The sequence below is a fragment of the Halorubrum sp. SP3 genome (genome assembly GCF_005435195.1).
Lineage (GTDB): Archaea > Halobacteriota > Halobacteria > Halobacteriales > Haloferacaceae > Halorubrum > Halorubrum sodomense.
The window spans coordinates 1-509 of the sequence record NZ_SGTU01000313.1; the positions used below are offsets into that span (position 1 = coordinate 1).

Here is a 509-nt window from a genome sequence, read left to right on the forward strand (position 1 = left end):
GCTCGGAGGACCGCGCTGTACTCGTCAAGTAATTTCTCGAACCGTCGGTGGCGGTGTTTGTTGATGACGTTCCGAACAAACTTGTCACGTACACCGATTTCGTCGGCGAGTTCAGAGATAGTATATCGACTGTTCTGGAGTCGGTCGAAGATAGCAGTAGTGAGCGTTTTATCGAGGATTCTAATCGGTGCTCCGTACTCAGGGATTTCACGCACAGGATTCTGGTCGAGGATCACCCTCCTCTCGTCGACCAGTTTCTGTTGTTCTTCCTGCGAGAGTGCGTAGAACTCCTCGCTCGATACCATCTATTTGGTAGCTAATGGTAGAGCGTCTTGTCAGTTTGGATAATACTCCTCGATAACCGGTGTCGCTCCAGAACTTGACTGACGAAGTCCAGGTGTATACCCCGTGTCTACTGCTTGGTTTAGAACCCAAATACCCATAGACAGTGTTTTTAGATGTTCCCTTGTGAACGATGTAGAAAAGCCCTACAATCTCTTCTGAGAGTT

The 509-nt window shown here is 48.5% G+C and carries 1 protein-coding gene; it reads right to left on the minus strand.

All coding sequences use genetic code 11. The features are described from left to right. Nucleotides 1–305, minus strand: a 305-nt coding sequence (locus EXE42_RS16675) for a hypothetical protein (RefSeq protein WP_137707030.1), incomplete at its 3' end; no start/stop codon positions are given. Nucleotides 306–509 lie beyond the last annotated feature (204 nt).